This window comes from Corynebacterium simulans (genome assembly GCF_001586215.1).
Taxonomy (GTDB): domain Bacteria; phylum Actinomycetota; class Actinomycetes; order Mycobacteriales; family Mycobacteriaceae; genus Corynebacterium; species Corynebacterium simulans.
This window is the reverse complement of the sequence record NZ_CP014634.1, coordinates 122,971-144,034: the sequence shown is the minus strand read 5'-3', so window position 1 is coordinate 144,034 and position 21,064 is coordinate 122,971. Positions and strand designations below refer to the sequence as shown.

General features: G+C 59.8%; 19 protein-coding genes. 13 read left to right on the top strand and 6 right to left on the bottom strand.

Annotation, left to right across the window (positions count from 1 at the left end):
* Nucleotide 1 precedes the first annotated feature (1 nt).
* Complete coding sequence (tkt, locus tag WM42_RS00660) at nucleotides 2-2,071, bottom strand: transketolase (protein ID WP_201057435.1); 2,070 nt, start codon at nucleotides 2,069-2,071, stop codon at nucleotides 2-4.
* A gap of 291 nt (nucleotides 2,072-2,362) precedes the next feature.
* Here tkt and WM42_RS00655 point away from each other — a divergent pair, with 291 nt between their 5' ends.
* Complete coding sequence (locus WM42_RS00655) at nucleotides 2,363-3,307, top strand: heme o synthase (RefSeq protein WP_062035102.1); 945 nt, start codon at nucleotides 2,363-2,365, stop codon at nucleotides 3,305-3,307.
* A gap of 61 nt (nucleotides 3,308-3,368) precedes the next feature.
* Here WM42_RS00655 and WM42_RS00650 read toward each other — a convergent pair whose 3' ends face one another.
* The 5 genes from WM42_RS00650 to mptB form a co-directional block, all read right to left on the bottom strand.
* Nucleotides 3,369-4,340, bottom strand: a complete 972-nt coding sequence (locus tag WM42_RS00650; RefSeq protein WP_062035100.1) for a quinone oxidoreductase family protein — start codon at nucleotides 4,338-4,340, stop codon at nucleotides 3,369-3,371.
* A gap of 136 nt (nucleotides 4,341-4,476) precedes the next feature.
* A complete protein-coding gene (locus WM42_RS00645) occupies nucleotides 4,477-5,481 on the bottom strand; it encodes a COX15/CtaA family protein (protein WP_062035098.1) in 1,005 nt (334 codons plus the stop codon).
* Between the two features lie 271 nt (nucleotides 5,482-5,752).
* The gene (locus WM42_RS00640) at nucleotides 5,753-6,514 is read right to left on the bottom strand and encodes an ABC transporter permease (RefSeq protein WP_062035096.1); all 762 of its coding nucleotides are present in this window, start codon (nucleotides 6,512-6,514) and stop codon (nucleotides 5,753-5,755) included.
* Between the two features lie 9 nt (nucleotides 6,515-6,523).
* Nucleotides 6,524-7,453: an ABC transporter ATP-binding protein gene (locus tag WM42_RS00635; protein ID WP_062035095.1), complete on the bottom strand. Its 930-nt coding sequence runs from the start codon at nucleotides 7,451-7,453 to the stop codon at nucleotides 6,524-6,526.
* Nucleotides 7,454-7,459: 6 nt separating this feature from the next.
* Nucleotides 7,460-9,187 (bottom strand): polyprenol phosphomannose-dependent alpha 1,6 mannosyltransferase MptB, encoded by a 1,728-nt coding sequence (gene mptB, locus WM42_RS00630; RefSeq protein ID WP_062035093.1) that lies wholly within the window; start codon nucleotides 9,185-9,187, stop codon nucleotides 7,460-7,462.
* 148 nt (nucleotides 9,188-9,335) lie between these two features.
* On the opposite strand from mptB, the gene WM42_RS00625 reads away from it, so the two are divergent.
* The 12 genes from WM42_RS00625 (at nucleotide 9,336) to WM42_RS00570 (ending at nucleotide 20,989) form a co-directional block, all read left to right on the top strand.
* Nucleotides 9,336-10,034 (top strand): helix-turn-helix transcriptional regulator, encoded by a 699-nt coding sequence (locus WM42_RS00625; RefSeq protein WP_062035091.1) that lies wholly within the window; start codon nucleotides 9,336-9,338, stop codon nucleotides 10,032-10,034.
* 16 nt (nucleotides 10,035-10,050) lie between these two features.
* Nucleotides 10,051-11,496 (top strand): Fe-S cluster assembly protein SufB, encoded by a 1,446-nt coding sequence (sufB, locus tag WM42_RS00620; RefSeq protein ID WP_062035089.1) that lies wholly within the window; start codon nucleotides 10,051-10,053, stop codon nucleotides 11,494-11,496.
* Nucleotides 11,497-12,678 (top strand): Fe-S cluster assembly protein SufD, encoded by a 1,182-nt coding sequence (gene sufD, locus WM42_RS00615; RefSeq protein ID WP_062035087.1) that lies wholly within the window; start codon nucleotides 11,497-11,499, stop codon nucleotides 12,676-12,678.
* Nucleotides 12,679-12,707: 29 nt separating this feature from the next.
* Nucleotides 12,708-13,466: a Fe-S cluster assembly ATPase SufC gene (sufC, locus tag WM42_RS00610; RefSeq protein ID WP_062035085.1), complete on the top strand. Its 759-nt coding sequence runs from the start codon at nucleotides 12,708-12,710 to the stop codon at nucleotides 13,464-13,466.
* Nucleotides 13,467-13,474: 8 nt separating this feature from the next.
* Nucleotides 13,475-14,719, top strand: a complete 1,245-nt coding sequence (locus WM42_RS00605) for a cysteine desulfurase (RefSeq protein ID WP_062035083.1) — start codon at nucleotides 13,475-13,477, stop codon at nucleotides 14,717-14,719.
* Nucleotides 14,719-15,168: a Fe-S cluster assembly sulfur transfer protein SufU gene (gene sufU, locus WM42_RS00600; protein ID WP_061922380.1), complete on the top strand. Its 450-nt coding sequence runs from the start codon at nucleotides 14,719-14,721 to the stop codon at nucleotides 15,166-15,168. The genes WM42_RS00605 and sufU overlap by 1 nt, the downstream gene beginning before the upstream one ends.
* The gene (locus WM42_RS00595; protein ID WP_062035081.1) at nucleotides 15,169-15,576 is read left to right on the top strand and encodes a metal-sulfur cluster assembly factor; all 408 of its coding nucleotides are present in this window, start codon (nucleotides 15,169-15,171) and stop codon (nucleotides 15,574-15,576) included. It begins immediately after the preceding gene.
* A 122-nt stretch (nucleotides 15,577-15,698) separates the two neighbouring features.
* The gene (locus WM42_RS00590; RefSeq protein ID WP_062035079.1) at nucleotides 15,699-17,330 is read left to right on the top strand and encodes an ABC-F family ATP-binding cassette domain-containing protein; all 1,632 of its coding nucleotides are present in this window, start codon (nucleotides 15,699-15,701) and stop codon (nucleotides 17,328-17,330) included.
* 144 nt (nucleotides 17,331-17,474) lie between these two features.
* Nucleotides 17,475-18,413, top strand: a complete 939-nt coding sequence (locus tag WM42_RS00585) for a nucleoside hydrolase (RefSeq protein WP_062035077.1) — start codon at nucleotides 17,475-17,477, stop codon at nucleotides 18,411-18,413.
* 91 nt (nucleotides 18,414-18,504) lie between these two features.
* Nucleotides 18,505-19,251, top strand: coding sequence for a glycosyl transferase family 9 (locus tag WM42_RS00580; protein WP_062035075.1), 747 nt, complete (start codon nucleotides 18,505-18,507; stop codon nucleotides 19,249-19,251).
* The gene (locus WM42_RS00575) at nucleotides 19,251-19,934 is read left to right on the top strand and encodes an energy-coupling factor transporter transmembrane component T family protein (RefSeq protein ID WP_062035073.1); all 684 of its coding nucleotides are present in this window, start codon (nucleotides 19,251-19,253) and stop codon (nucleotides 19,932-19,934) included. Before WM42_RS00580 ends, WM42_RS00575 begins: the two co-directional genes overlap by 1 nt.
* Nucleotides 19,925-20,989: an ATP-binding cassette domain-containing protein gene (locus tag WM42_RS00570; protein ID WP_062035071.1), complete on the top strand. Its 1,065-nt coding sequence runs from the start codon at nucleotides 19,925-19,927 to the stop codon at nucleotides 20,987-20,989. Before WM42_RS00575 ends, WM42_RS00570 begins: the two co-directional genes overlap by 10 nt.
* The last annotated feature ends 75 nt before the right edge of the window (nucleotides 20,990-21,064 follow it).

Genomic DNA, 21,064 nt, shown 5'->3' with positions numbered 1-21,064 from the left:
CTTACTTGCTAGCGGTGATGGATTCGTGGGCGGCGTTGACTACGGCTTCGGTGGTGATGCCAAACTTCTCGAAGAGCTCGCCGGCTGGGGCAGAAGCGCCGAAGTGCTCGAGGGAGACATTGCGGCCGAAGGTGCCGGTGTACTTGTACCAAGGCATTGCGAGAGCAGCCTCGACGGAGACGCGGGCGCGGACTGCGGAAGGCAGCACGGACTCGCGGTAGGCATCGTCCTGCTCGTCGAACCATTCCAGGCATGGCGCAGAGACAACGCGGGTGGCGGTGCCTTCTGCTTCGAGCTGCTTTGCGGCCTCGACAGCCAGCTGCACCTCGGAGCCGGTGGCCAGCAGGATGACGTCTGGGGTTTCCTTGGATGCTTCTACCAAGACGTAGGCGCCACGACGTACGCCCTCGGCTGCCTTTTCCTTGGTGCCGGCAAGCACCGGCAGGTTCTGGCGGGAAAGCGCAAGGCCCTTTGGAGCTGCCTTGTACTCGAAGGCGGCGGCCCAAGCCTGCGCAGTCTCGTTGGCGTCGGCTGGGCGGATGACCGAGAGATTCGGGATAGCACGAAGGGCAGCCAAGGTCTCGACCGGCTGGTGGGTTGGGCCATCCTCGCCCAAGCCGATGGAGTCGTGGGTCCAGACGTAGTAAGTATCGGTGGACATCAAGGCACCGAGACGGACGGCCGGGTACTGATACTCGGAGAAGATCAGGAAGGTGCCGCCGTAAACGCGGGTGTTGCCGTGCAGCGCGATGCCGTTCATGACTGCGGACATCGCGTGCTCGCGAATACCGAAGTGGAGGTTGCGGCCGTAAGGCTTAGCATCCCAAGCGCCGGTGGTGATGGACTCAGGGCCGAAGGAGTGGGCGCCCTTGATGACGGTGTTGTTGGAGCCAGCCAGGTCGGCGGAACCGCCCCACATCTCCGGAACTGCAGCAGCCAGTGCCTGGATGGTGGCCTCAGAGGCCTTACGGGTAGCGATGGAATCACCCTCGTCCCAGACCGGTAATTCTGCTGCGAAGTTCTCCGGCAGCTTACGTGCCTGCATGCGGTCAAAGAGCGCCTTGCCCTCTGGGTTTGCGGCAGCCCAAGCGTCGAACTTTTCCTGCCACTTAGCGTTCGCCTCGGCGCCGCGCTCACGCAGCTTGCGGGTGTGGGCTACTACCTCGTCGGAGACCTCGAAAGTCTTTTCTGGATCGAAGCCCAGAACTTCCTTGGTGGCGGCAACCTCTTCATCACCTAGCGCAGCGCCGTGCACGCCGCCGGTGTTCATTTTGTTTGGTGCCGGGTAACCGATGACGGTCTTGACGCGGATGAAAGATGGGCGCTCGGTTTCCTCGCGGGCGGCCTGTGCAGCGGCCTCGAGCGCCTCGACGTCTTCACCGGACTCGACGGTCTGGACGTGCCAGCCGTAGGCCTCGTAGCGCGCTACGACGTCCTCGTTGAAGGCGATGTTCGTATCGTCCTCGATGGAGATGCGGTTGTCATCCCAAAAGACGATGAGGTTGCCCAGCTTCTGGGTCCCTGCCAGCGAGGAAGCCTCGGCGGTAACGCCTTCTTGTAGGTCACCATCAGAGGAGATGACGTAAACGAAATGATCGAACGGGGACTCGCCGGCCGGGGCTGCGGCGTCGAAAAGCCCGCGTTCCTTGCGGGCCGCCATGGCCATGCCGACTGCGGAGGCCAACCCCTGGCCGAGCGGGCCGGTGGTGATCTCCACGCCGTCGGTGTGGTTGACCTCGGGGTGGCCTGGCGTCAGCGAACCCCAGGTACGGAGGGATTTGAGGTCCTCCAGCTCCAGGCCGAAGCCGCCCAAGTAAAGCTGGATGTACTGCGTCAGCGAGGAGTGACCAACAGAAAGAACGAAACGGTCGCGGCCGGCCCACTTAACATCGTTCGGGTCATGATTGATGACGCGCTGGTACAGGGTATAAGCCAACGGTGCCAGGGACATCGCGGTGCCGGGGTGGCCGGAGCCGCACTTTTGGACAGCATCTGCTGCGAGAACGCGGACGGTGTCGACCGCGCGAGTATCCACATCAGTCCAGTCAGCCGGATAACGGCGCTCGACCATGGCTTGCAATTCTGGGGTCAGCTTTTCTTGCGACACTGGGGACGCCCCTTACTTTGTGGATCGGTTGAGTATTGACCCCTCAAGTCTAGATGTTTTGATTAACGGGTGGTGGATTGTCACGGATTGTGGTGGATTATCTAAAACGGTCCAAGAAACTGTAGGCTGGCATGGTTAAGAAGCCTTGGTTAAAGGCGGGGGAACTTTCTAACCCCCGAAGCCGACAACTAGATTGCGGCCATAACCAGGCGGCCACAAAAATTTACCCCGTGCCAGATACTGGAGGAATATTCCTTGGAGACGTTAAAGGCCTATTTTGCGCTGACGAAGCCGAGGATCATTGAGCTTTTGCTAGTCGCCGCAATTCCGGCGATGCTCCAAGCGCAGCGTGGTGTTGAATCCGTCACGGATAACTTCTGGCTAATCCTTTCCACCATCTTCGGCGGCTGGATGGGCGCTGCGGCTGCCCACACCTTCAACAATGTGGTGGACTATGAGATCGACCAGAAAATGCAGCGCACTCGCGCTAGGCCGCTCGTGCGTGCGAGTATCTCGCGCCGCAATGCTGCCATCTTTGCGTGGGTGATGTTGGCGCTTTCGGTCTTCTGGCTGGGCGTTCTGGCGCACTCCTGGCTGGCAGCGTTCTTCGTCATCCTGACTAACTTCTTCTATGTCTTCGTCTATACGAAGTTTTTGAAGATGCGCAATTCCCAAAACATCGTCTGGGGCGGCCTCGCTGGCTGTATGCCGGCGATGGTGGGATGGGCAGTAATTCGTGACAATGCCCCTGCTGGTGAGCCCGATAAGTGGTGGCAGGCTATCGTGCTGTTCCTTATTATCTTCTTTTGGACACCGCCGCATACGTGGGCACTGGCAATGAAGTACAAGGAGGACTACCGCAAGGCAGGCGTTCCGATGCTGCCGGTAGTCGCCCCTGAGGTCGAGGTAACCCGCCAGATTGTCTGGTACACGGTCGGTACGCTCATCGTGACCTTCCTGATCATCCCTGCCGCCTCGTGGATCTATTTGGTGGCTGCAGTTGGTTCCGGCGCCGTCTTCTTGTGGATTGCCGTTGCACTTCACCGAGGCGTCAAGCAGGGCGAAAAGGTCAAGCCCATGCGCTTGTTCATCTACTCCAATAACTACCTGTCGGTCTTGTTCATCGGCCTATCTATCGACGCTGTGCTGGGCTGGGAATCCATCGGCAGCATGCTTGGCTGGTCGACGGCTTGGTTCTAACACGATCAGCCAACTTGGTGGGTCTGAAGGTGAAATAGAACAAGCGGCAATAAAACCTAGCCTAGTTGTCCTCGCGCACTCTTAAGACGATAGAACCGGTGGTCTTGCGCTCTTGGAGATCGCGATGGGCTTGCGCGGCTTCTGCGAGCGGGTAGGAGGCCGTGACGTTGAAGACCACGTCGCCGTCGGTTACCGCCTGAACGACTGCCTGGGCACGCATTTGGAACTCGCCTTCCTGGGAGGTCCACGCGCCCAGAGAAGGCCGGGTCAAAAAGATTGAGCCGTGCTTGTTGAGTAGCTGCGGATCCATCGGTGGAACCGGGCCGGAGGCCGCGCCAAACAGTGCCACGGTGCCGCGTGGACGCACCACTTCGAGCGACTCCATGAAGGTATCCTTGCCGACGCCGTCGTAGACAACGTCCACACCGAAACCACCGTTGAAGCGGCGAACCTGCTCAGCAAGTCCTTCGCCGTAACGGAACACTTGGTCAGCGCCAGCCTCGTATGACAAGGCTTCTTTTTCATCGGTAGAGACCACCGTGTAAACCGTGGCACCGGCTGCCTTAGCCATTTGGGTGAGGATAAGGCCCACGCCTCCTGCGCCCGCGGTGATAAGGCAGGAGGCGCCCTCGCCGAGCTGGTACACGCCATTTGCTAGGTAATGAGCGGTCATTCCCTGCAGGAGCATCGAACCAGCTACCTCAGGCGGGAAGTCATCGGGGACCGCAACGATGCGGTCGCGCGGCACGCATACTTGCTCCGCATAGGAGCCGAAAGCGTGGTCCCAAGCCACCATGGTGCCCTCGGCGATTTCGCCCTTTGGGTCGTGGACAACGCGACCAGTGCCTTCGAGGCCGAGGATGAAAGGAGGCGTGGCGCTGTAGATGCCTTCGCGGTAATAGGTGTCGATGTAGTTGACACCGGCCACGATTACGTCGACAAGCAGCTGATCCTCGGTAGGGGTGGGTGCCGAAGTCTCTACATACTCGAGGACCTCTGGGCCACCTTTGTGGTTGACCTGAATTGCGTACATGTTTCAAGGCTATCGCAGCTACTCGCATACATGCAGGAAAACCGCTCCACCGAACGGCCTCAGGGCCGGTTTGAGTAGGTGGAGCGGTTTCGCCGAAGACTATTAAGTCTCGGGAGTCTACAACCTGGTTTAAGTTTTATTTCGCCAGTGTTGCCTGCCGTGCAGCGAACTTTTCTTCGGCTGCTGGGGAGCCAGTCTTCAGGCCCTCTGTGCCGTTGACGCGGCGAACACCATGCGCCCATAGGAGAGCGGTGAAAGCGGTGACTACGGAAGACATGCCGATGTGGATTGGCACCGTCCAGCGCGGGATGTGCATGTAGAACTGGGCGACGCCGATACCCCATTGGATGAGAATGCAGGCGATGAGCATCCACGCGGCCTTCTTGACCAAAGCTGGTGCTTGAACGCGGTAAAGCATGAAGACCACAATGACGGTGAGGATCAGGTAGGCGTACATGCAAATCGCATGAGCCACGGCCATCATCTCGGTATCGACGTTGAGGCGCCCTTCCATGCCGACGCCATCGTCGCCAGAGTGGACACCAGAGCCGGTGACCATGGTGCCGGTGGTGAGAACCACGGCGAGGGCAATGGATGCCATCGCGGCCAACACGCGGATGGCCTGCGGGAAGATCTGGGTACGCACGCCGTCGTCAGGCTCAAGGATGCGGGAGTAAAGCATTGCAGCCAACCAGACGAGAACCATCGATGGCAGGAAGTGCAGCGCCACGGCCCACCAGTTGAGCTTCAATAAAACGGAGATGGCGCCGATGATTGCCTGAACCACGATGCCGGCCAAGTTCAACCACGCGTAAACCTTCAACTCAGTGCGGCGGCGCGCCATATGCATCGCCATGATGGCAGCCACTGCGGCGGCCGTGACGACGAAGGTAAGTAGGCGGTTACCGAACTCGATGAGTTGGTGGATCCACGGTGCTGCGCCGGAGAGAGGAACAAGCGAGCCCGGGTGGCACTCGGGCCAGGTGATGCAGCCAAGGCCGGAACCAGTAACGCGCACAATGGCGCCGGATACGGTAATGCCGCCTTGGCAGACAAGCAGAATCATCGCGATGAAACGCTGCGCCTTGATGGCGGGCGTCGCCTCGCGGAAAAACGTAGATACTTTGTTACCGGAATTCACGTTAAAAAGACTACCGCTCGGACAGGCTCGGAACGAAACCCCGAATGCCTGCGGGAGCGAAAAAGATAAAAGTCACATTTGCTGCCAGAAATGGAACTTTTTCGCGGTTGCATTTCGCAGTTTCCAAATGGTGAGGTCGACTTGGTGAGGTGAGGCTGCACCAGTCTCAGCGCAATACTCGGGTCACAGCTGTTACGGGGTGACCTCACCATTTGCAGATGTGAGCCCTCATCAAACGGATCAAGCCCGCGTGGTGCGGCCAGGTGCGCGACTAGCCCTCGAAGCGGAACCAGCGCACCGCTGCGAAGGAGGCGGCGCCGGCCCAGGCGAGGAGCACGAGTAGTTCCTGCCAGGGGAAGGTGTGGTTGAGGGCGTCGGCGAGCGCGCTTGCCATCGCGACGGTGGGCACCACGGTAAGGATGCCGTCATTGCTCAAGCCCTGGGTGTACATGGCCCAGCCGACGACTCCCATCAGAATGAACCAGATGAGGTTCGCAACCGCGAGGACTACCTCGGAACTTAAAGTGCCGCCGAGCAGCAGGCCGAGCGCGGTGAAGGCGCACACGCCCAGGATGAGGGTGATAAGCCCCAGCAAGATGCCGCCAAGGCTAGCCCGAAGGCCAAGCAGGAAGGCAACACCGCCGAGGACGAGGACTTGGACCGCGACCATTGAGAAGACAGCGGCAATCTTGCCCACGATGATGGTCCAGGCCGGGACGCCGGAGGCGCCGGTTCGCTTCAGTGCGCCGTATCGGCGGTCAAAGGCCAGCGCGATGGCTTGGCCGGTAAAGCCGGAGCTTGTGGCCGCCACAGCCAAGACCATGGGGAATATTTCTTTCAGGCCGTGGCCGGTGATGTTCTCCATCCGTGCGGCGCCAATCAAAAAGGCCAGGGGAATGACGATGCTGAGCAGTTGCTGCTCACCATGGCGCAGCATGAGTTTGGACTCGATTAGGCCCTGAGCTCGTGCCATGGTCCAGACGCTGGCACGCTGCGGGTGAGGCTGAAAGGTTCCTGGTTCGAAACGCGTCATGATTACTCCTTAGCTGCGCAGCTCGCGGCCGGTGATGTCGAGGAAGACATCCTCAAGGTTGCGGTGGGTGGTGTCCAGGTTGCGCAAGGTAACGCTTTGCTGGGCAAGCTCCTGGGCCAGGCGGGCGATGACGTCTGGGGTAGCCGGGGTTTCCACGCGGTAGTGCAGTGGGCGGGTGGCCTCAGTGGGCAGCCCTGCCGTGTTGAGCGCGTTAAGGTCCACCTCGGTGGCTGTCTCGAAAGTGATGAGAGGTGAGCCCGTGGATTCCATGAGCTCTGCCGTTGTACCCTGCGCCACCATGTGTCCGTGGTCCACGATGACCACATGGTCAGCCAAAGCCTCGGCCTCGTCCATCAGGTGGGTGGTCAAAACGGTGGTTACGCCGTCGTTGCGGAGCGCGCGGATGAGATCCCACACGGCCAAGCGGGATTGGGCGTCGAGCCCTGCAGTTGGTTCATCGAGGAAGACCAACTCCGGGCGGCCGATGATTGCCAGCGCTAGGGACAGGCGCTGTTGCTGGCCACCGGAGAGGCGTCGATAAGTGTTTTTCTCCACTCCTTTAAGCCCCAGCTGTTCAATCAGCCAGTCGGGATCGAGCGGGTTTGCACTGTACTTGGCGCTGAGCTGCAGCATCTCGCGTACGCGGATGCCAGAGTAGGAACCGCCGCCCTGGAGCATGATGCCGATGCGCTCGCGCACGGCATCGGGGTCGGTGCTGGGATTAAGGCCCAAGACGCGGATGCTTCCCGACGTCGGCTTCTTAAAGCCTTCACACATCTCGATGGTGGTGGTTTTGCCGGCGCCGTTAGGTCCAAGCAGGCACAGCATCTCGCCGCGTTCTACGCGGAAGCTGAGTCCGTCGACGGCCCGTTTATCGCCGAAGGACTTGACCACGTTGCTGAGCTCTAGCGCTGGTGCTCCATCGAAAGTTGCATTCACGAGTGCCTAGTTTAGGACACTGATTCGCGAACGGCGTAATAGCACCATCCACAGTCCCATGACCACGAGATAAGTGACGATAGCTGCGGTATAAATGACCAAGATTGTGCCGGGCGGTAGGCCAAGGCCCCGAGGGAGCACGAAGAAACTCATCGCCGCAGAATATATAACCACCGTGATACGGAAGATGAGACGGTTGGCCCACGCCGCCAAGGGCAGTACGGCCCACAGGATGTACCACGGGTGAACCACCGGGAAGAAGATGACCAGCACCAAGGTGGCGATGCCGAGGCCGCCTACCGGGTGGATGCTGCCACGATAGGTGGCTAGCAACATACGCAGCATGAAACCGGCTGCGATGATGACGCCGATGGTACGGGTGAAAGTGAGGATGGCGTCGGTGTGATCGCCCAGTCCTAAGAGCATTCCGAGGAAGCCAGCACTGACGCCGACTGCAGTACTAGAGGACAACCACGAGCGGATGGATGCCGCGCCGCCTTGCCCGGTTATCCAGCCAAGCCCGATCCCGGAAGTCAGCGTGACAAGGGCAATTGCGGCCATCAGGATGAAAAATTGCAGGGCGATGGCGCTACCGATGGCGCGTGGGGTGGAGTATCCGCGGCGGATGAGCAGCACGCGGGCGAGAGCCATTCCGACGAATCCCAGTCCAATGAAGCCCGTAACTTTGACCATTCCGGCGCATGATATGAGCAACCCCGAGCATAAAAAGTACAGCCATGCCGGAGCGCCGCCTAGGCGGTCGACGCCGCGCAGGCCGAGCTCAACGCCAACCAAGGCCAATCCCAGCATGACCGATTCATTGTGGATGCCACCTACCAGGTGCAACGTTGTCAGCGGGTTAAGGATGCCCAACCACAGTGCGGACTCGGGCGAGACTCGGCAGCGGATAGCCAACTGCGAGATGGCCCAGCCAGCGGCGATGATGCCGGCTAGCGAAAGCAGGCGGTGTGCGATAACCCCCAGGATGATCGAATTGCTGGTGAGCACGCTGACTATCCCGGCCAACCCGAGTGCGACGGGGCCATAAGGCGAGGGCGAGTTAGCCCAGATGAAGGGGACCGAGCGCGCCAAAGGATCGGCTGAACCGAGAAGCTCCACCGGGCCACCAGAGTATGGATCGAGGCCCTGGGCGACGATGGAGCCGTTGGCCAAATAGGAATAAATGTCCTGGGTAAAAAGGGGCGCAGTGAAGATAAGCGGGATCACCCAACCGGCCCAGGTGCGCCAGAGCTGGCTTTCAGTAACCAACCGGCCTGGCCGTGAATGCTCGCCATTGTTTTCGGTGTTGCGCAAAGGCGTTCCAACAAACGGGGCCATGAGCACCCATGCGGTGACCATCAGGCCTACACCGCAGAAGACGAGGGCAGAAGCCGATTGCAACATGCGCGACATCAATGACCCGAAGGGCACGTTGTCATAGGGGTTGCCTACTACGGGCAGCGCGCCGGCCCCAAGGCCGCCGACGGCGATGAGGATGGCACCCAGCGTGCCCATCCATCGCAGCACAAAGAAGGCGCGCAGCTGGGCGATGGTGGTACGCGGGCGAGCGGCGTCTTCATCTGGCAGAAGATCATAGAGTGCGCCGGGCAGGGAGCCGGCCGCATCTTCGCTATTTCCATCGGCATGCAGCTGCGCGGAACGCGATCCCGCACTGCCAAGACGCGGGAGATCCTGGCGGATACCCGTGAGGAAAGCAGTGAGGCGTTGTTTCATAAATGTTTACTCTAGCGGGCCGCCAATTGGGTTGGGGGTGAGGGCTCGCCACGCCGGGTACCTGCGTTGGTGGAAATTGGGAATGAATTAGGGAACACTAGTGTTGTCTAAAAATAGTCGTTCGCATTCAAGACGGGAGGTGTAGCAGATGGTCCCAGAAAAGGAGACCAGAACCACTGAAGGCGATACCCGCCGCCAGGTCATGCTTCTCCTTCTTAAGGATGGGCCGGTTACGGCCTCGTATCTTGGCGAGCGCCTAGGTCTTTCGGCCGCCGGTATCCGCCGGCACTTAGACATTCTGGTGGAAGAAGAGCTCACGGAGGTGGTCCAGCGTAAGTCGCTCGCGGCTGGCCGCGGCCGCCCCGCCAAGCATTTCCGCCTCACAGACCGCGGGCGTGCACAATTCGGGCATGCCTACGACGCACTGGCTTCCGATGCCCTGAACGCCCTAAGGGCGGCAGGTGGAGCCGAGGCCGTGCGCAATTTCGCAAAAGCCCGCTTTGAAAAGCTCCTTGAGGACGTGCACCCGCTTATCGGGGAAGATGAGTCCATAGAGGAAGTTGCCCAAAAGTTGGCTGCTGTCTTGGACGAACATGGCTATGCTGCGACCGTCAACAGTGCCGGCTTTGGTGTGCAGATTTGCCAGCACCATTGCCCAGTCGCCCATGTGGCTGCAGAGCATCCGGAACTATGTGAGGCTGAACAGGAAGTCTTTTCTGCCCTGTTAGGTAAACACGTGCAGCCCTTGGCTTCTATTGCAGATGGCCATGGAATCTGCACCACAAACATCCCCTTGACAAACATCCCCTTGACACCGGTTAGCCAAGACCGGAAAACAAATCATTAGACGAAAGGAGCGGGTTATGACTCAGGCACAACCGGCGCCAGGCCTCGAGACCAAGATGAGTGATGACGAGATCATCTCTTCCATCGGTGGCTATGAGTACGGCTGGCACGATTCCGACGAAGCGGGCCAGGCGGCTCACCGAGGACTCAGCGAGGACGTCGTCCGCGATATCTCTGAGAAGAAGAACGAGCCGGAGTGGATGCTGGAATCCCGTCTGAAGGCACTGCGCATTTTTAACAAGAAGCCGGTTCCAACGTGGGGCCCGGATCTTTCCGCTATCGACTTCGACAACATCAAGTACTTCGTCCGCTCCACTGAGAAGCAGGCGCAGACCTGGGACGATCTTCCTTCTGATATCAAGGAGACCTACGACAAGCTGGGTATCCCGGATGCCGAGAAGAAGCGCCTGGTCTCCGGCGTTGCTGCGCAGTACGAGTCTGAGGTTGTCTACCACAAGATTCGCGAGGACCTTGAGGCCCAGGGCGTTATCTTTGTCGATACCGATACCGCAGTGCGCGAGTACCCGGAAATTCTCCAGGAGTACTTCGGCACCGTCATCCCGGCTGGCGATAATAAATTCTCCGCGCTGAACAATGCCTGCTGGTCCGGCGGCTCCTTTGTCTATGTTCCAAAGGGCGTGCACGTGGATATTCCGTTGCAGGCATACTTCCGCATCAACACCGAGAACATGGGCCAGTTCGAGCGCACCCTCATCGTCGTTGAGGAAGACGCTTATGTTCACTACATCGAGGGTTGTACCGCTCCTATCTACAACTCCGATTCTTTGCACACCGGCGTTATCGAGATCGTCGTGAAGAAGGGCGGCCGTTGCCGCTACACCACGATCCAGAACTGGTCCACCAACGTTTACAACCTGGTTACCCAGCGCGCAAAGGTGGAAGAGGGCGGCACCATGGAATGGGTCGATGGCAACATCGGTTCCAAGGTCACCATGAAGTACCCGTCTTGTTGGCTGACCGGCGAGCATGCCAAGGGCGAAGTTCTCTCTCTGGCCTTCGCTGGCGAGGATCAGGTTCAGGACACCGGTTCCAAGATGCTGCACATGGCCCCGCATACGTCCTCCAACATCGTGTCCAAGTCCGTCGCCCGCAACGGTGGCCGCGCGGCTTACCGCGGCCTGGTGCAGGTCAACGCGAACGCCTCCAACTCGACCGCGAACGTCGAGTGCGACGCATTGCTCGTGGACAACAATTCGCGTTCCGATACATACCCGTACAACGACATCCGTAATGACCACGTGACCTTGGGCCACGAGGCAACGGTGTCCCAGGTTTCCGAAGAGCAGCTGTTCTACCTCATGTCCCGCGGCATCGCGGAAGAAGAGGCAATGGCGATGATCGTGCGCGGCTTCGTGGAGCCAATCGCAAAGGAGCTCCCGATGGAGTACGCCCTCGAGCTCAACCGCCTTATTGAACTGCAGATGGAAGGATCGGTGGGCTAAGTGGTCGCATCTAACGAATTCAATCCGGCTGACGTCACCAAGGGCGATCAGTTCACGTCTTTCAATGTGGAGGACTTCCCAGTACCACACGGTCGCGACGAGGTTTGGCGTTTTATCGCCCTGCGTAACCTGCGTGGCTTGCACAACGGCGAGTTCGCTCCGGCGGTAGCGCAGAAGATTGCAGTCAGCGCACCGGAAGGCGTTAGCTCCGAGACTGTCGCTGCCGACGATTCCCGTCTGGGCAAGGCAGGTGCGCCTGCAGACCGCGTTGCAGCCCAGGCATGGTCTTCCATGCCAGAGGCGCAGTTGGTCACCATCGATGCTGAGGCTCAGCTGGATAAGCCAGTGGAAATCACCATCACTGGCGCGGGTGAGGGCGTGACCTCCTTCGGGGCAACCTCCATCCAGGTAGGCCACCACGCAGAGGCCACCGTCGTGCTCAAGTACGTCGGTTCCGGCACCCACGCTGACAACGTTGAGTTCATCGTCGGCGACGGCGCCAACGTCACCGTTGTTGTCGACGCTGACTGGGAAGACAACGCGGTACACCTGGGCCACCAGGTAGCCTCCATGGGTCGAGATTCTGTTCTGCGCCACAACACCGCCATCTTCGGCGGCGAAATCGTGCGAATCGTTCCACGCGTAGCCTTTACCGCTCCAGGCGGCGACGCAGAGATGCTCGGCGTCTACTTCGCCGATGCAGGCCAGTACTTCGAGAACCGCCTGCTCGTTGACCATTCAGTACCGAACTGCCGCTCCCGCGTGTTCTACAAGGGTGCGCTGCAGGGTGAAACCCACGCTGACGGTTCCGCCGAGTCTGGCCGTGTCGAGGCCCGCACCTGCTGGGTTGGCGACGTACTGATCCGCAAGGATGCCAACAACACCGATACCTATGAGACCAACAACAACCTCATCCTGACTGAGGGTGCGCGCGCCGATGCGATCCCGAACCTAGAGATTCAGACCGGCGAAATCGTGGGTGCTGGCCATGCCGCAACCGTTGGCCGCTTCGACGACCTCGAGCTGTTCTACCTGATGTCGCGCGGTATCCCGGCTGCAGAGGCACGCCGCCTCATCATCCGCGGCTTCTTCTCCGAGGTCATCTCCCGCATTCCAGTTGAGTCCTTGCGCGAGGATCTAGAAACCCGCGTCATTGACGAGCTCGAAAAAATCAACGCTTAGAAACAATCCCCGAAAGCAGGTCTAACTCAATGTCTACCCTGGAAATCAAGAATCTCCACGCGCAGGTCCTCCCGAACGAGGAGGACGGCGAGGCCAAGGAAATCCTCAAGGGCGTCAACCTGACCATCAAGTCCGGTGAGACCCACGCCGTCATGGGCCCGAATGGCTCCGGCAAGTCCACCTTGTCCTACGTCATCGCTGGTCATCCAAAGTACGAAGTAACCGAGGGCGAGATCCTGCTCGATGGCGAAAACGTCCTCGAGATGGAAGTTGATGAGCGCGCACGCGCTGGCCTCTTCCTGGCTATGCAGTACCCAACCGAGGTTCCGGGCGTCAAGATGGCTCAATTCATGCGCTCCGCAGTCACCGCTGTCCGCGGCGAGGCCCCGAAGCTGCGCGAGTGGAACAAGGAACTAACCGAGGCACGTGAGAAGCTCTCCATCGATAAGTCCTTCGCACACCGTGCCGTCAACGAGGGCTTCTCCGGTGGCGAGAAGAAGCGTCACGAGGTTATGCAGCTCGATCTGCTCAAGCCAAAGTTCGCAATCATGGATGAGACCGACTCCGGCCTGGACGTCGATGCTCTCCGCGTTGTTTCCGAGGGCATCAACCGCTTCCAAGAGGAGACCAACGGCGGCATCTTGATGATTACCCACTACAAGCGCATCCTCAATTACGTGAAACCGGACTTCGTCCACGTCTTTGCCAACGGCCAGGTCATCAAGACCGGCGGCGCTGAGCTGGCTGACCAGCTTGAAGAGTCCGGTTACGATCAATTCGTTAAGTAAGAAGGACAATGTCTAACTTCGACGTTTGTGCCATCAGGGAGCAATTCCCGATCCTGAGCCGCACCGTACGCGACGATAAGCCGCTGGTGTACCTCGATTCGGGAGCTACGTCCCAGCGTCCGCTGCCAGTGTGGAAGGCCGAGGAGGAGTTCGTGCTAGGCACGAACGCTCCGGTCCACCGCGGTTCCTATCAGCTGGCGGAGGAGGCTGACGACGCTTACGAGTCCGCTCGCCAAGCCATCGCGGCTTTCGTGGGCGCGGATCGCGATGAGATTGCGTTCACCAAGAACGCAACTGAGGCTCTCAACGAGGTTGCCTACGTGCTTTCCGACGAACGCGCAGGCGATCTGTACGTAGGCGAGGGCGACACCGTGGTCATTACCGAGCTGGAACACCACGCCAATCTCGTGCCATGGCAGGAACTGTGCCAGCGCACCGGTGCGCAGCTGAAGTGGTATTCCATGACCGAAGACGGCCGCATCGATCTCGAATCCCTCGAGCTCGACGATTCCGTCAAGGTAGTGGCTTTTACCCATCAGTCCAACGTCACCGGTGCGGTGGCCGACGTCGATGAGCTGGTGCGCCGTGCTCGTGAGGTCGGCGCCTTGGTCGTCCTCGACGCCTGCCAGTCCGTGCCACACATGGCGGTGGATTTTCACGCGCTCGACGTCGACTTTGCCGCGTTCTCAGGCCACAAGATGTGTGGTCCGACCGGCATCGGTGCCCTGTACGGAAAGGCTGAGCTACTGGAAAAGCTCCCGCCTTTCCTAACGGGTGGTTCGATGATCGAAATCGTGAAGATGGATAAGACCACCTTCGCCGCGCCGCCGACTCGCTTTGAGGCGGGCACTCAGATGACCAGCCAGGTAGTTGGTCTTGGTGCGGCGGTGAAGTTCTTGTCTGAAATCGGCATGGACAATATCCATGCGCATGAGCAAAAACTCACCGCCCGTGCACTAGAAGGCCTGCAGCAAATCCCTGGTCTGCACATCGTGGGCCCGAAGGATACCGAAAGCCGCGGTGGTGCGGTCTCGTTCGTCGTCGATGGCGTGCACCCGCACGATCTGGGCCAGGTCCTGGATTCGTACGGCGTCGCGATCCGCACCGGTCATCACTGCGCGTGGCCGCTGCACCGTGCGGGCAACGTCAATTCGACTGCGCGCGCCAGCTTCTACCTCTACAACACGGAGGAAGAAGTCGATAAGCTCATCCAGGCCGTCAAGGCAGCACGTGAATTCTTTGGAGTGGAGTAATGAATCTAGATTCGATGTATCAGGACGTCATCCTGGACCACTATAAGAACCCGAAATTCGCGGGCTTGCGTGAAGGACAGGCCGAGGTTCACCACGTCAACCCATCCTGCGGTGACGAGATCACCTTGCGCGTGAAGCTTTCGGAGGACGGCAAGACCGTAAAGGATGTTTCCTACGATGCCGAAGGCTGCTCCATCTCGCAGGCCTCCACCTCCGTCATGGCGGAGGAGATCGTGGGCAAGTCCTTGGATGAAGCGCGCGCGAAGCTCGACGAGTTCGAAAAGATGGTCACCTCCCGCGGAGAAATCGAGGGCGACGATGAGATCATTGGAGACGGTGTTGCTTTCGGCGGCGTCGCCAAGTTCCCCGCCCGCGTCAAATGCGCTTTGCTCGGATGGAAGGCCTTTCAGGCCGCATCCATGGAAGCACTCAATGAACTGGAGAAATAAATGTCTGAACCAGTAGATCCATATCAGGATTCCAACGCCAACTTTTCCGGCAGCGGCGAGCGCCCACCGCAGACCGAGGAGCAGATTGCCAAGGCCTACGACATCACCGAGTACATGCGTGACGTGATTGACCCAGAGCTGGGCATCAACGTCGTGGACTTGGGTTTGGTTTATGACGTCTGGCTCGAGGACGTCGACGGCAAGGAGACCGCCAAGATCAACATGACGCTGACCTCGCCGGCATGCCCGCTGACCGATGTCATCGGCGAGCAGGTTGAAGACGCAGTGGTGGGCAATAAGCTTGCTGACGCCGTCCAGATCAACTGGGTTTGGATGCCGCCATGGGGTCCGAACATGATCACCGAGGAAGGCCGCGAAATGCTGCAGGCCCTAGGCTTCGCAGTCTAGGCAAGCAATTTAAGCTTCCACATCTTGATAAGTCCCGCTGCCGAATGGCCGCGGGACTTATCTTGTTTTCTGGTTTTGGCTCAGCTATGACCTGTTAGCGCCGGTTGATAGACTGATTCCTCGTGATTGTGACCAATGATTTCGAGGTGCGCGTGGGCGCACGTACGCTTCTCGACGCCCCTGGCCAGCACCTGCGTGTGCAGCCGGGCGACCGCATCGGGCTGGTCGGACGCAACGGTGCGGGCAAGACGACCACCATGCGTATCCTGGCAGGGGAGACCGAGCCCTATGGCGGCTCTGTCACGCGTTCCGGCCCCATTGGTTACCTGCCACAGGACTCCCGCGAAGGCAATATCGAAATCACCGCTCGTGAGCGCGTTCTCTCCGCCCGCGGTTTGGACGAGATCAAGCGCCGTATGGCAAAGCAGCAGGAGCTGATGGAGACTGCCACGGATGAAAAGTTCCGCGACAAAGCCATCCGCAAGTATTCCCGTCTAGAGGAGGAGTACCACGCTCTTGGCGGATACGAGGCCGACGCCGAGTGTGCGCAGATTTGCGACAACTTAGGCTTGCCGCAGCGCATCCTTGACCAGCAGTTGAAGACTCTCTCCGGCGGTCAGCGCCGCCGCGTGGAGCTAGCACAGATCCTCTTCGCAGCGTCGGCTGGCTCGGGCAAATCCCAGACCACCCTGCTGCTGGACGAGCCGACTAACCACCTGGACGCTGACTCGATCACCTGGCTGCGTAGCTTTTTGTCCAAGCACGAGGGCGGTCTCATTATGATCTCCCACGATGTGGACCTCCTTGAGGCCGTGTGCAACAAGATCTGGTTCCTTGATGCGGTGCGCGCCGAGGCCGACATTTACAACATGGGCTTCAAGAAGTACCTGGATGCGCGTGCTACCGACGAAGCTCGCCGCCGACGTGAGCGCGCCAATGCGGAGAAGAAGGCTTCGGCCCTGCAGAAGCAGGCTGCCAAGCTCGGTGCGAAGGCCACCAAGGCGGCCGCTGCCAAGCAGATGCTTGCCCGCGCGGACCGCATGATGAACCAACTGGACGAAGTGCGCGTGGCCGACAAGGTCGCGCACATTAAGTTCCCTGAGCCCGCGCCGTGCGGCAAGACCCCGATGAACGCTAAGGGTCTTACCAAGATGTACGGCTCCTTGGAAGTCTTTGCCGGCGTCGATCTCGCCATCGACAAGGGTTCCCGCGTGGTTGTTCTCGGTTACAACGGAGCTGGTAAGACCACGTTGCTGAAGCTGCTTGCGGGAGTAGAACGCACCGACGGTGAGGGCGGCATTGTTTCCGGCCATGGTCTGCGTATCGGCTACTTCGCGCAGGAGCACGACAACATCGACCCGAACAAGACCGTGTGGGAGAACACCATTGAAGCCTGCCCGAACGCAGGCCAACAGGATCTCCGCGGCCTCCTCGGTGCCTTTATGTTCTCCGGCGACAAGCTGGAGCAACCGGCAGGCACGCTCTCCGGTGGTGAAAAGACCCGACTTTCCATTGCCGCTCTCGTTTCCTCGCGCGCAAACGTACTGCTCCTCGATGAGCCGACCAACAACCTCGACCCGCAATCGCGTGAGCAGGTCCTCGACGCTCTGGGCTCCTACACTGGAGCAGTCGTATTGGTCACCCACGATCCGGGAGCAGTGAAAGCACTCAAGCCCGAGCGCGTCATCATCATGCCTGATGGCGATGAGGATCTATGGAACGACGAATACTTAGAGATCGTTGAGCTGGCCTAAACATTGCAGTGTCGGACCAGATTGTGATCATGGACGCAGGACGTATCGTAGAGACCGGCGAGCCCAATGCGTTCTTTGACAACCCGCAGACGGAGCGCGCCCAGAAATTCCTCGATACCCTCGTCTTTTAGGAGCCTTTAGCCGATGACTACGCCCCGCATCCTGCTTGACTGCGATCCCGGAATTGATGACGCCCTTGCCCTTATCTATCTCGCGGCGCTTCACCACGCCGGCGAGATTGAACTCGTTGGTGTCACCACGACGGCCGGCAACATCGACGTCGACACCACTGCTCGCAACGCGGCGTTCATTCTCAGCGCATGCGGGCTAGGGGAGATCCCCGTGGCACCCGGCCACCCAGCTCCCTTGGAGGTTCCACTGGTAACGACCCCGGAAACCCATGGCCCAGCTGGCCTGGGCTATGTCACGGCCCCGGACTGGAACTCCGATTACAACTGGCGGGACCTGTGGAACAACGCAGCTGAACAGGGCGCGCAGCTCATCGTCACCGGTCCGCTCACCAATGCAGCGCTAGCCGGGGTGAGCAAGTTCAGCCAGATGACAGTGATGGGCGGCGCAGTGAACTACCGCGGCAACACCACGCCCACAGCGGAGTGGAACTTCTGGGTAGACCCGCATGCCGCAAAGCAGGCCTTTGCCGACTTGCGCGAAAGCAACAGCCAAGCGACGCTGTGCTCACTGGAAGTGACCGAGCAGTTTCTCATTGCGCCGCCGCGCTTGGAGCGACTCATCGCGGAGCTTGGCGAGCATCCGGTGGCCCACCACCTTCCAGAGATCCTGCGCTTCTATTTCGAGTTCCATCAAGAGCAAGGGGAGGGCTACCAAGCTCAAATCCATGACTTGCTCACCTGCATGATCGCGCTTGGCAAGGTGGACTTCCTTAAGCACAACACCACCGTGGATGTGGAGGCTGAGTCGCAGTTGCTGCGCGGAACATCCGTGGCGGACCTACGGGGACATTGGGATGCGCCGGCCAACGCACACATGGTGACCGCCGTAGATATCGTAGGCGCGCACGCAGAGCTCACCCGTGCGGCCGGGATTTTGGCTCGTCGCGTTTAGTGCGCTTATTATTGATGGGCTGCCCGAGGTGACATAGGGCAGAATTTTGCCAACACTTTGTACATCTACTACTTCCCAAAGTGAAAGTTTCATGTCACAGATCTCTTTATCGCCAGCCCGCAAAGGCCTGGTAATCGCCGGTGCGCTCATCGTCGTAGCCACCTGGATCTATCTCGTTTTGGTTCGTCCGACTTCCTGGGAGTCCGTCGCGGGCTCCACTGAAGCACTCATCACCTTGGTCGGCTACTTGCTCGGTGCCGCCTTACTGCTTGCAGGCGCGCTGCCAGCGCTTCCCGCCCGAACCATCGCAATCATCCCTGTCGCGTTGGTCCTCAACATCGTCGTCGGCGAGATCATCGGTTCCATTGGTGTACCGCTCTACATCGACTCCGTGGGTACCATCCTCGTCGCCGCCATTGCCGGCCCTATCGCTGGCCTGGCTACGGGTACTTTATCCTCCGTGGTGTGGGGTCTTCTCAACCCGGCAGCCCTGCCATTTGCGGCTGTATCGGCTGCGACAGGTTTCCTTGCGGGTTGGGCGATCAACAAGGGCGCCTTCAAAAAGTGGTGGGCCGTCATCCTTTCCGGCGCCATCATCGGAATCATTTCCGGCATGCTGGCCGCGCCCGTCGCAGCATTCGTTTACGGCGGCACCGCTGGCCTGGGAACAGGCGCCGTGGTCTCGCTCTTCCGCGAGCTCGGAAACTCGCTTATCGCTTCGGTGACCCTGCAGTCCTTCATTTCCGATCCGCTCGATAAGGCCATCGTCTTCCTCATCGTGTGGGCAGCAATCAAGGCACTGCCGAAGCGCACCCTCGAAAGCCTGCGCCCGCGTTAATGATGCACCCAGCCACTGTTTTTAGCGCCGCAGCCTCCACCTGGTTTCTCATCGTGGCCGTCAACTCACCCCTACTCAATGCGGCTGTGTTCATCATGTGGCTCATATTTGGCACCATCGCATCACGCTCAATAGCGGTGGTCGCTACCACCACGGTGCTTGCACTTCCCGCCGCGGCATCGATGGTGCTCATTCACGCGCCCTACGGCACTGCCCGTATATTCCCATTACTCACCAGTGATGGCCTGCTTCTTTCAGGCCAACTTTCCCTACGTTTCGCCGCCTTGATGGGCTGTATCGTGGCGGCTGCCGCCATGGTTAAGGTCAGCGACGTCGCCAAGTGGCTCCAAACCTCTCGCCTCGGCCACAAAGCCGCCTACGTGGTGGGTGCCTCCCTTCAATCCCTGCCCGAGGGTGCGCGCGCCATCGCCGCGGTACGCGACGCTAACCGCCTCAGCGGCGTGAAGGTTTCCTTTCGCAACGTTGCCTCCCGTGTCATCATCCCGGTCATCGCACGCCTGCTCACCCAGGGCGCGCAACGGGGCCAGGCCTTAGCCGCGATCGGATTCGACAGACCAGGCCGACGCACAGTTTTGGTCCCCGTTCCAGACAGCCTGGTTCAGCGCATCGTACGGTGGGCACTGCCCATCATCAGCGTTCTTGGAGTATTGCTATGGATTTAGTCCCAGGAACAAGCAAGACCGTCCGCGTGGGCTTTAGCGAAAATGCCGACGACGTTGCGCATCAACTCGCAGAGATTTTGGGTGTTGACACAGTAATCGGCGCCGATGCGGCAGCACACGTATCTCTCCTGCGCGAGACAGTCAGGGAAGAACTAGCGCTTGCGTTGGAACACCTTGGGATGGATCCGCAGGACATGGAAGCCAGGATAGAGCAGGCGCTTTGCGACGTCGCCCTCGACGGCATGCGCAAACCCTCCAGCCTGTCTGGTGGTCAAACACGCCGGCTTGCGCTCGCGCAGGTCGCGATAGCCGAGCCACCCGTGCTCATCGTGGTCGAGCCGTGGGCGGGCCTCGATCTCGATTCACGCGAGCGCATCGCCAGTTATCTCGGAACGCTGAAGGAAACCGCGGTCATCCTCGTCGAGCATGACTCCAGCGCAGACGGCAATCTAGACCTTGCCCGCGTGGCTCCGAGTTCGGAAAGCATCACGATATCCCAGTTGCGTGCCAAGCGCGGTGCGAAACCCAGGCGCTGGTGGCACCTCAAAGCTCCGGAATCCAGCTCTTTCGAGGTTGGCCCGGTGGACTTGAAACTGCGGCCCGGAGGAGTGCTGTGGCTGCGTGGCGGAAACGGTTCAGGCAAGACCACGTTGCTGCGCGCAGCCGCTGGCCTCGACAGCAATGAACCCGCCCATCCCAGCATCGCGATGGCGCTGCAATCGCCCATGGACCAAGTGCTCGAACCCACCATTGGAGCGTGGGTGCAGGAGCCAGATCTCATACCTGACCTACCTCTAGAAGAGCACCCACTGGACGTCTCGGCGTCGCAATTGCGGGTCGCGCAGGTAGCGCATGCGGTGGCACTGCGCCGCAGTATTCTCATCCTTGATGAGCCGGACACGCTTCTCGACGCCCGTGGCAGAGTGATGGTCCATCGCCTCATTCACAACGCGCTCTCCGCATCGGCGTCAATAGTATTGACCTGCCACGATCCCGCATTCGTGGCCGAGGTCGCCTCCTACGCAAAGGTAGACGAAATAAACCTAGCGAACTGACGCAGCGCCCGAAACCTCAAGGATGAGAATCCGTGGAGCGCGGGAAACGGTGAAGGGTGAAACCTTCACCATTAC

Excerpts from the sequence above, each read along its gene's own strand:
- tkt (WP_201057435.1), bottom strand. The coding sequence starts at position 2,071 with ATGGTCGAGCGCCGTTATCCGGCTGACTGGACTGATGTGGATACTCGC.
- WM42_RS00650 (WP_062035100.1), bottom strand. The coding sequence starts at position 4,340 with ATGTACGCAATTCAGGTCAACCACAAAGGTGGCCCAGAGGTCCTCGAG.
- WM42_RS00640 (WP_062035096.1), bottom strand. The coding sequence starts at position 6,514 with ATGACGCGTTTCGAACCAGGAACCTTTCAGCCTCACCCGCAGCGTGCC.
- mptB (WP_062035093.1), bottom strand. The coding sequence starts at position 9,187 with ATGAAACAACGCCTCACTGCTTTCCTCACGGGTATCCGCCAGGATCTC.
- WM42_RS00625 (WP_062035091.1), top strand. The coding sequence starts at position 9,336 with ATGGTCCCAGAAAAGGAGACCAGAACCACTGAAGGCGATACCCGCCGC.
- sufB (WP_062035089.1), top strand. The coding sequence starts at position 10,051 with ATGACTCAGGCACAACCGGCGCCAGGCCTCGAGACCAAGATGAGTGAT.
- sufC (WP_062035085.1), top strand. The coding sequence starts at position 12,708 with ATGTCTACCCTGGAAATCAAGAATCTCCACGCGCAGGTCCTCCCGAAC.
- WM42_RS00605 (WP_062035083.1), top strand. The coding sequence starts at position 13,475 with ATGTCTAACTTCGACGTTTGTGCCATCAGGGAGCAATTCCCGATCCTG.
- sufU (WP_061922380.1), top strand. The coding sequence starts at position 14,719 with ATGAATCTAGATTCGATGTATCAGGACGTCATCCTGGACCACTATAAG.
- WM42_RS00595 (WP_062035081.1), top strand. The coding sequence starts at position 15,169 with ATGTCTGAACCAGTAGATCCATATCAGGATTCCAACGCCAACTTTTCC.
- WM42_RS00585 (WP_062035077.1), top strand. The coding sequence starts at position 17,475 with ATGACTACGCCCCGCATCCTGCTTGACTGCGATCCCGGAATTGATGAC.
- WM42_RS00580 (WP_062035075.1), top strand. The coding sequence starts at position 18,505 with ATGTCACAGATCTCTTTATCGCCAGCCCGCAAAGGCCTGGTAATCGCC.
- WM42_RS00575 (WP_062035073.1), top strand. The coding sequence starts at position 19,251 with ATGATGCACCCAGCCACTGTTTTTAGCGCCGCAGCCTCCACCTGGTTT.
- WM42_RS00570 (WP_062035071.1), top strand. The coding sequence starts at position 19,925 with ATGGATTTAGTCCCAGGAACAAGCAAGACCGTCCGCGTGGGCTTTAGC.